Source organism: Variovorax boronicumulans (assembly GCF_029892485.1).
Lineage (GTDB): Bacteria > Pseudomonadota > Gammaproteobacteria > Burkholderiales > Burkholderiaceae_C > Variovorax > Variovorax boronicumulans_B.
In genome coordinates this window covers 1-7277 of sequence record NZ_JARXVG010000030.1, presented here as the reverse complement: position 1 = coordinate 7277, position 7277 = coordinate 1, and the positions used below count along the sequence as shown (strand labels likewise).

Annotated in this window: 8 protein-coding genes; 4 read left to right on the top strand and 4 right to left on the bottom strand. The window is 60.6% G+C overall.

The genetic code is table 11. From position 1 onward, the window contains the following. Together M2282_RS30815 and M2282_RS30810 are read left to right on the top strand one after the other, a co-directional pair. Positions 1-461, top strand: a 461-nt coding sequence (locus M2282_RS30815) for a hypothetical protein (protein ID WP_280812571.1), incomplete at its 5' end; no start/stop codon positions are given. A gap of 31 nt (positions 462-492) precedes the next feature. Beyond that, the gene (locus M2282_RS30810) at positions 493-1008 is read left to right on the top strand and encodes a hypothetical protein (protein ID WP_280812570.1); all 516 of its coding nucleotides are present in this window, start codon (positions 493-495) and stop codon (positions 1006-1008) included. Positions 1009-1156: 148 nt separating this feature from the next. Here M2282_RS30810 and M2282_RS30805 read toward each other — a convergent pair whose 3' ends face one another. The 4 genes from M2282_RS30805 to M2282_RS30790 all read right to left on the bottom strand — a co-directional run bounded on the left by M2282_RS30805 (position 1157) and on the right by M2282_RS30790 (position 5710). Beyond that, entirely contained in the window at positions 1157-1459 is a 303-nt protein-coding gene (locus tag M2282_RS30805; RefSeq protein ID WP_280812572.1) for a discoidin domain-containing protein, read from the bottom strand. 20 nt (positions 1460-1479) lie between these two features. Continuing rightward, positions 1480-3513, bottom strand: coding sequence for an alginate lyase family protein (locus M2282_RS30800; protein ID WP_280812569.1), 2034 nt, complete (start codon positions 3511-3513; stop codon positions 1480-1482). 725 nt (positions 3514-4238) lie between these two features. Next, positions 4239-4805 (bottom strand): MarR family winged helix-turn-helix transcriptional regulator, encoded by a 567-nt coding sequence (locus M2282_RS30795; protein WP_280812568.1) that lies wholly within the window; start codon positions 4803-4805, stop codon positions 4239-4241. Positions 4806-4906: 101 nt separating this feature from the next. Beyond that, positions 4907-5710: a DsbA family protein gene (locus M2282_RS30790; protein WP_280812567.1), complete on the bottom strand. Its 804-nt coding sequence runs from the start codon at positions 5708-5710 to the stop codon at positions 4907-4909. On the opposite strand from M2282_RS30790, the gene M2282_RS30785 reads away from it, so the two are divergent. After that, positions 5709-6647: a LysR family transcriptional regulator gene (locus M2282_RS30785; RefSeq protein ID WP_280812566.1), complete on the top strand. Its 939-nt coding sequence runs from the start codon at positions 5709-5711 to the stop codon at positions 6645-6647. The two genes, M2282_RS30790 and M2282_RS30785, sit on opposite strands and share 2 nt — an antisense overlap. Before the next feature lie 226 nt (positions 6648-6873). Next, complete coding sequence (locus M2282_RS30780) at positions 6874-7152, top strand: hypothetical protein (RefSeq protein WP_280812565.1); 279 nt, start codon at positions 6874-6876, stop codon at positions 7150-7152. Positions 7153-7277: the final 125 nt, after the last annotated feature.

Genomic DNA, 7277 nt, shown 5'->3' with positions numbered 1-7277 from the left:
GCGTAGAGAAGCGTGAACTGCACCGAGACGTTCTGTTCAACGAAACCAAAGTCCGAGATACTCTGCGCTTGACAAAACGGCCCGATCAGAGAAGCAGTCCTTCGCGGCTGCGGCAGAATCGGCCAGAGACGGTCACTGGAGCGTCTAATCACATGAACTCAGCAGACAGCTCAGAAGCGCTTTGGCTTGCAACCCTTTCAGGCAACGATCGCATCCGATTCATGGTGCTGCTTGCGCACGGTCTGACGATAGGACAACGAGTGCTTTGCTATGACAAAAATGTCGAAGGGGTTCGGCAGCTCAACGAGGCCCATCATCAGGTCGCAGGGCTTCTCGTCGATCATTTCGACGGGCGCACGCGACCGGCGTTTGAGCCACACGTGTTCAAGTTGACCGATGCGCAAGCGCGTATCCAAGGCGATCAGGCTTGGGCCTATGCAAAGAGCCACTTTGGCACCTGACGGCCAGAAGCGAACATCAAACGGTCTCCACATGACTGCCCCAAAAAAAGACTTGCTCATTAACTATGACGAAGGCGCGGGCGTCATCGTTTTTCATCCGGTTGCAACGGCGTCAATGACGGCGCTTCGCGAAAACAGCTTCGACGGACTCAGGGCAGATTTGGAGTTCCTTCGCTCGCTATCCTCTGACGAGGCAGAACGCGTAGTTGGGCGAATGGTGCTTGCCGTGCTGGACCTCAGTGCGGCAAAAAAGGTCGGCATACGCGACTACGAGACGGAAGCGGAGGTGGCCCACGGTGAATACGTGATGGACCTCGCTCAAAAAGTCGAATCTGGCGATGCCGATGCGCAACTGCACTATTCCATGGAGCTTTTTAATACCTCGATGACGAGGTCCTCTCGTGAAACGCTGGCGCAAGCAGAGGCACTTCTTCAGGCCTCGGCGGCACAGGGGCACGAAGGTGCGATGCGTCGCTTACAGGATGACTGGCCATCCTTAAAGCAGGTGGCAGAACGTCGAATTGCGCGGCAGCTTCGCGACTCATAGCTCCTGAAGCCGAAGGACTGCTCAGGGCCCGTTCGCGACGGCGGCGCAACCGGCTACAGTCGGCCGACTGTGTTGAAAAACTCGAAGATTGCTGGGCAGCCTGATGCTGTTGAAAAAACGACCTCATAGAACGGCTCGCGCATCGGGCTCACTGCGGCCTGGAAAAGAGCAGCCCCAGTTCGGAAAGATCTGTGAAAGTGTCGTCGCCGTTGTTGGCTGTGATTTTGAGCCGGTAGTAGCGATAGGAGGCCGGATTCGCGATCGCGTAGGTCTTCAGCTCCACGCGTTTGGCAAACGCCTGGTCGCTTTGCGTGTCGAGCGTTGTCCAGGTGGAGCCGTCGTTGGAGCCCTGGAATTGCCAGTCCTTTGGATCGCGGGGGACCTGGTCGAAGCTGCTGGTGACCGCATAGCGCTGGACGCGCTCCGTATGGCCGAGTCGTACCGCAGCCAGCCGGTCGTGCCGGAGTCGAACTATTGCGTCGCCGAGTCCTGGTCGACGGCGCTTTCAGCATTGCCGGAGTTGCTCGCGCTGTCTGCGGCAGTGCCGCCTGTGGCAGCCTTGACCATCGGACGACCCGGTGCGACGTTGTCCTCAGGAGAACGGCCGCTCGCTCCTGCGGAGTTGGTCGCCGTGACGGTGTAGTAGTAGGTCGTGCCATTGGTCACAGAGGTGTCCGTGTAGCTGCTGCCCGTGACGCCCGACGCGATGGCCTCGTAGGGCCCGCCGCTGAACTCGGAGCGGCCGATCGTGTAGCCGGTGGCCCCGAAGGATGCCTGCCAGCGCAGCGGCACGGCGCCATCGCCCGGCGAGGCCAGCAGCATGGCGGGCGCCGCCGGAACGACGCCCGGCGCCCCACCGTCGCCGCCAGTGACCTGGACGTTGCTGAAGACGCTGTTGTTTGGCTTGCCTGTGACCGACGAGACCACCAATCCAACATAGATCGTGTCGGGAACGGGGGCGTTGATGCGGCCGACATCGGTCGCGGCCCAATTGGTGCCATCGGCAGAAATATAGCCAGTGATGATGTTCCCGACGCGCTCGAGCTTCACCCACTTAATGAGCACGGTGCGCCCATTGGTTAATGCCTTGTTCGCGTAGTTCGAGTTGCCATACACCGCCAGTTTCGTCATGTTCTGTAAGGCTTCACCTTTGTAATTTATCGCCATCCAGGCGCGCGGAGCGCCTGGCTCCAGGCTTGTGCGCATCATCACGCCCGCCACTGCGGACGAGTGGGTGTTCTCGAGCGACTCGACTTTCGCGATGATGGTGCCGTTGCCGGTGAGGGCCTTGTAGGCGAAGTGGCCACTGTCGAGTGCGCCCCAGATGCCGTAGCCTCCCCCAGCCACGTTCCATGTGCCGTTGGCGTATGTGGCCGTGCCCGCCTGGGCGGCACCCCCGATGTCGGCACTGCTGAACCCCGAGGTGATCGAGGCGGTCGAAGGAATGGGCAGCGCCGGTGGCGGTGTCGCCTTCGAGGTGTCGGACTCCTTGAGGAACATGAAGCTGGAGCCGCCCACCGGCATCCGGAGGCGTCTCTGAGCGATGAAGGGTGCCTGGAGACCCTTGCGGACAACGTAGGCGTTGTAAAGCTGAGTGAGCGCCATGCTCCCGCCATTGGCGCCGTCCCAGCCGCGATTGGTGATGTCGGCGGTGTAGAAGCGATCGGTGGTGCCGAAAGGAAGGGCTGTCGTGGGGACGAGCTCGTTCACCCTCGCCCAATACTCACCCGCCGCCAGCAGGCGGTTGTCAAAGTCGGAATAAATGTCGATGCCTTGGCTCCAGAGCGCCTCGGCCAGCATGGTCAGTGCCGCGAGCTGCCCATAGGCGTGCCCCTGATCGCGAAGGTAGTCGCCGAGCATGCCGATGTCGTTGGAGTTTCGCAACCCGATATGGGCGAGCGTGCGGGCCTGGTAGACGACCTTGTCCAGCAACTCGGCGTCATCGTTGTAGATCGCCATCAGTCCCTGAGCGACGAGGGACAGTGCGCCCTTGTTGGCGGCCCCGTACATGCTGTCGCCCCAGGGACTTGCTGCCGGTATCAGGACGTTCTTGAAGTACTTCTTGACGGTCGCCGTGTCGGCCTCCGTCCAGCCCGGGTAGGTGCTGCGCAGGATTTCCGCACCGCCAACGAACTGCGCGGCGTAGTCACCCAGATCCAGCATCGATTCGTTACCCGAGAACTCCGTCTGGGTGGTGGCCCACCCAAGCAGCAGCCACCTTGCAGTCTTCGCGTATCGCTCGTCACGGGTGAAGTACCACATCCGCGAGAGATTCGAGATCGCGACCATGTCGGAGCGCCAAGCATTGAGATTCTCGTCGGGGGCGCGGCTCACCTTCGCGAAAGGGCCACCACGCCCTGCGTAGCTGAGCCTGGAGTTGGGACTGTTCGCCAGTTGGTTGTAGCCGGACTTCCACGGCTCCTTGCCCTGGTCGACGTATGCCTTGAGCGTCGCGAGATCCGAGAGGGAGACCCCAACGCCTGGATGCTTGATGACGCGGGCCACCGGGGTGTTGTCTCCCGGGGCGGCGGGGACTTCGGGGGTGCCTCCCGTCACGACGGGAACCTCCGGGGGGACTCCCCCGACCACAGGGACCTCCGGGGTGCCTCCTCCGACGGCGGGGACCATCGGAGTGGCTCCCGTGACAACGGGGGTCTCCGGGCTGCCTCTCATCCGGCCATCTTCCGCATTTCCGCCACCGCACCCCGGGAGCACGACCGCGCTCAACACGAGCAACGCAGCAACAAAATCGGTTTTATCAAACATGGGAACCTTCTTGGTCAATACGCGGAAAAGTCGCGGAGCCCGGCATGGGCCGCCAGCTTCCTCGAGGCGTTGATTTCATTCATTGATCAGCTCGCGATCCGCCTTGAAGGCTTTTCGGCTCGCGGGGCCTGGTGCTCATGCAAGAAGAGGATGTGAGCACCGGACTGTTGATTTCCATCGAATCTGGATCCACCCTCTTTGTGAGCCAGTTGGCTCAGGACATATAAGCTTTTGGTCTTGCCTGGAGGTTGGACTGTCCGAAAGACTTGCGCTGCGCAGTGTCGGAGGCCGTCATTAAGGGATTGGCCCTGAAGTTGAAGCGAGGGGGAAGCCTCATTCAATCAACAGTGTAACCAAAAGCAACTGGTTGGCAATCATTCGATTGCCTTAAAAATGATCGACTGAATTCCAGTGGTCCATGAATCGCCCCGCCCCCCCTAGACAGGCTAGACACTTTTGAGTCGTTAAAAATGGCGTCGGGGCGATTCGTTGCTCTGCCCTGACCAACGGTGACGTGTGCCATCTAAGCGACGCTCGGATTTCTCCGAAGCGGCGAAACGTGCATTCAACGCGGTGCTGTGCAACTCCAACTCACGCAAGCACTGAAGAAAGGTGTCATGATTTTCGGCGTCGAGACCTTCAAGAAGATCGATGTTGAGGGCAGAGATGCGTGGGAACATGTCGTCGAAGAGTTGTCGACCGGTCTCACTCAACCGCACATGCACTTCGCGCCGGTCTTCCGAATCTTGACGTCTCTCGATCAGCCGCTTCTCGAAAAGACTTCGCAGCCCGCGCGAAGTGCGCACGCGATCCAGTTGCAGTTGCACGGCGAGCGCTGAGGGTCCGATCTCCCCGACTTGCGCGAGCATGCCGATCATTCCCCACTCGCGATGCGTGATACCGAAACCTCCTTCGGCAATGCGCGTGGCCATGCCGCTGCCCGCGCGCATGGCGCGCCATAGGCGATATAGGAGAAGATCGTCCAGGGCGCGGGGGTCGCGCAGCGCTGTTGTGTCGGGAAAGGCTCGCATTCGATTGGAAGCTTGTGACCAAGCCCGCAGGTAGAGAGTTAGGTTGGCGATCTGGGGTTACGGCGCTAAACCGCAGCCAGAGGGGGCGTTGGAGGCAGGAATCAATCTGGCTTGGCTTCTGTCCGTTGCGACCCTGCTCTTGCGCTCACATCAACCAAGAGCGTGTCCAGCTTCTGGTTCAGCACGCTCAGGGCCGTACCGGTCGCGGGAAGCTGGTGCACGGTACCGCCGTCCACGACGAGCAGCGTCGGGTAGGACGTCACACCCAGCCGACGGGCCAGAGCGAAATCGGCTTGCGCTTGCGTTTTGCCGGCATCGCTTTTCAGGTCGCGCAGCACAGCAGCTTCGTCCAGACCGTTTGCGGCTGCGATGCCGGCAATCGTTGCCGGGTCCGACAAGCTCAGCCCGCGGCTGTAGAACGCGGCTTGCAGTTCATGGGCCCAATGCACAGCCCGCTCCGGCGCTTGCGCTCGGAGCACTGCCAATCCGGCGCCGGCGCCCAGCGAGTCCATCACGAGGTTGCCGTCTTCTAACAAGCCGTTGTACGCGTCGCCGAAGACGACACCAGTGAGGCGTTCAATGCGGGCGTTGGCCTCGGGGATGTGCGGGTAGTCGGTGATGGGCCTGGCACGCTCGCCGACGAACAGCCCGCCACTGATGGCGGTGAAGGCCACGCGGTGGCGGTTGGCGGCCTCGAACTCGCCCATGCGCTCCGAGAAACCCCAGCACCAACCGCAGTAAGCGTCCATGACGTAGACGATGGACTTGGAAGGCAGATTGAATTCGTTCACACCGCTCTCATTGGCGCAGCAACGCGCTGTCAATGGCTGAACCTTATTTGCTCGCGGCTGGCAGATAAACTTCATTTTCTTGTCGTGACTGTCAACTGAATCGAGGAAATCCATGGATCGAGTCATCGCGATGCGCGTTTTCGTCGAAATCGTGGACCGTGGCAGCGTGAGCGCGGCAGCTGATGCACTGGACATGTCGCGGGCGATGGCCAGCCGTTACCTCGAAGGGCTGGAGCGTTGGCTGGGGGTGCGGCTATTGCATCGCACCACCCGCAAACTCGCGTTGAGCGACGCTGGCGAGCAAGCGCTGAAGGGCTTCAGGGAAATGGTCGCGCTCGCCGAGGATGTCCATGCGCAGGCAAGCCAGCAGGGCGAGGTCCATGGGCGGCTTCGCATCACCTCGTCGCCCGCGTTCGCGCAGGCGCAGCTGACGGCCGCGGTCGTCGACTTCCAGCGCCTGCACCCTAAGGTCGAGATTGACATGATGGTGGTCGACCGCACCGTGGACTTGGTGCAGGAGCGCATCGACCTAGCCATCCGATTGAGCAACCGGATAGACGAAGCCCTGGTCGCGCGCCGGCTTGCGGTGTGTCACTCGGTGCTGTGCGCATCACCGTCGTACTTGGCGCGCGCCGGCATTCCCGAAATGCCTGAAGACTTGAAGCAGCACCACTGTGTCGTTCACAGCGCGGCGTTCACGCCGACATACAACTTGCGATGTGGGGATGCCCGGGATAGCGGGGATAAGACCGTCACGGTCAGCCCGCATGCTGTGTTGACGGCAAACGACACCTCCATCCTTCGTGCAGGCGCCCTGGCTGGAGCGGGTATCGCCATGCTGCCGACCTTCTATGTGACGGATGAGCTTGCGCGCAAGCAACTGCGGATCGTCCTGCCCGCGTACACACTCGACCCCTTGGACATTCAGGCGGTCTACCTCTCGCGCCGGCATCAACCGCTGCCGCTGCGCAAGCTCATCGAGTTTCTGTCGGAGCGGTTCGGAGGCGAAACTGCGCCCTGGGACCGGAAGCAGGCCGTTTTAGACAACTGAAGTGCACGTATCGCCAGCAATGAAGACTGTCACATGAGGGCCGTCTTCATTAAGTGCGTGACAGTTTCGATTGCGTCTAGATGGTTTCGCCGAACGTACATGGACGCCCCCTATTGCCAAGCTCTCAATCTGCAGCGACTCGAAGGTAAAGATTGCACCCGTACATCCGGACTTTGACGCAGCCTTTTGAGCCGCTGTCCCTGATGTAGTTCCGGGCGAACAAGGTTTGGATTTCATCTGGTTCGGAGTATTCAAAACTCGCAAGATTCCATACGCATCGATTCAGGAGGTCGCCGCGGTTGGGCGCTGGCGGCTTGCCCCTTTCCGTTGCGTCGACTTTCAAAATCGCCTCTTTTTCAAAACCTTTCTGGTCAAGCTCAAGCGGGGCTTCTATGAGAAAAACTTGCTCCTGACGCCGGAAAATCTGCAAGCATTCGGCGCGCTTCTGACGAGCCACGGCGTGTCGATAAACACCGATCCCGGCAGCAATTGGCCTATTGTTTGACTGCTTTGTAGAAAGCCGAGAGACCGCTAAGGTTAAGGGTTGTCCGACACCTGCCCGTGCAACAACACGAGCCCGCGCACGACAACGGCCTGAGGGCAGGTGTTGGACAAGCCTCTAAGGAGGAA

Excerpts from the sequence above, each read along its gene's own strand:
- M2282_RS30810 (WP_280812570.1), top strand. The coding sequence starts at position 493 with ATGACTGCCCCAAAAAAAGACTTGCTCATTAACTATGACGAAGGCGCG.
- M2282_RS30795 (WP_280812568.1), bottom strand. The coding sequence starts at position 4,805 with ATGCGAGCCTTTCCCGACACAACAGCGCTGCGCGACCCCCGCGCCCTG.
- M2282_RS30785 (WP_280812566.1), top strand. The coding sequence starts at position 5,709 with ATGGATCGAGTCATCGCGATGCGCGTTTTCGTCGAAATCGTGGACCGT.
- M2282_RS30790 (WP_280812567.1), bottom strand. The coding sequence starts at position 5,710 with ATGGATTTCCTCGATTCAGTTGACAGTCACGACAAGAAAATGAAGTTT.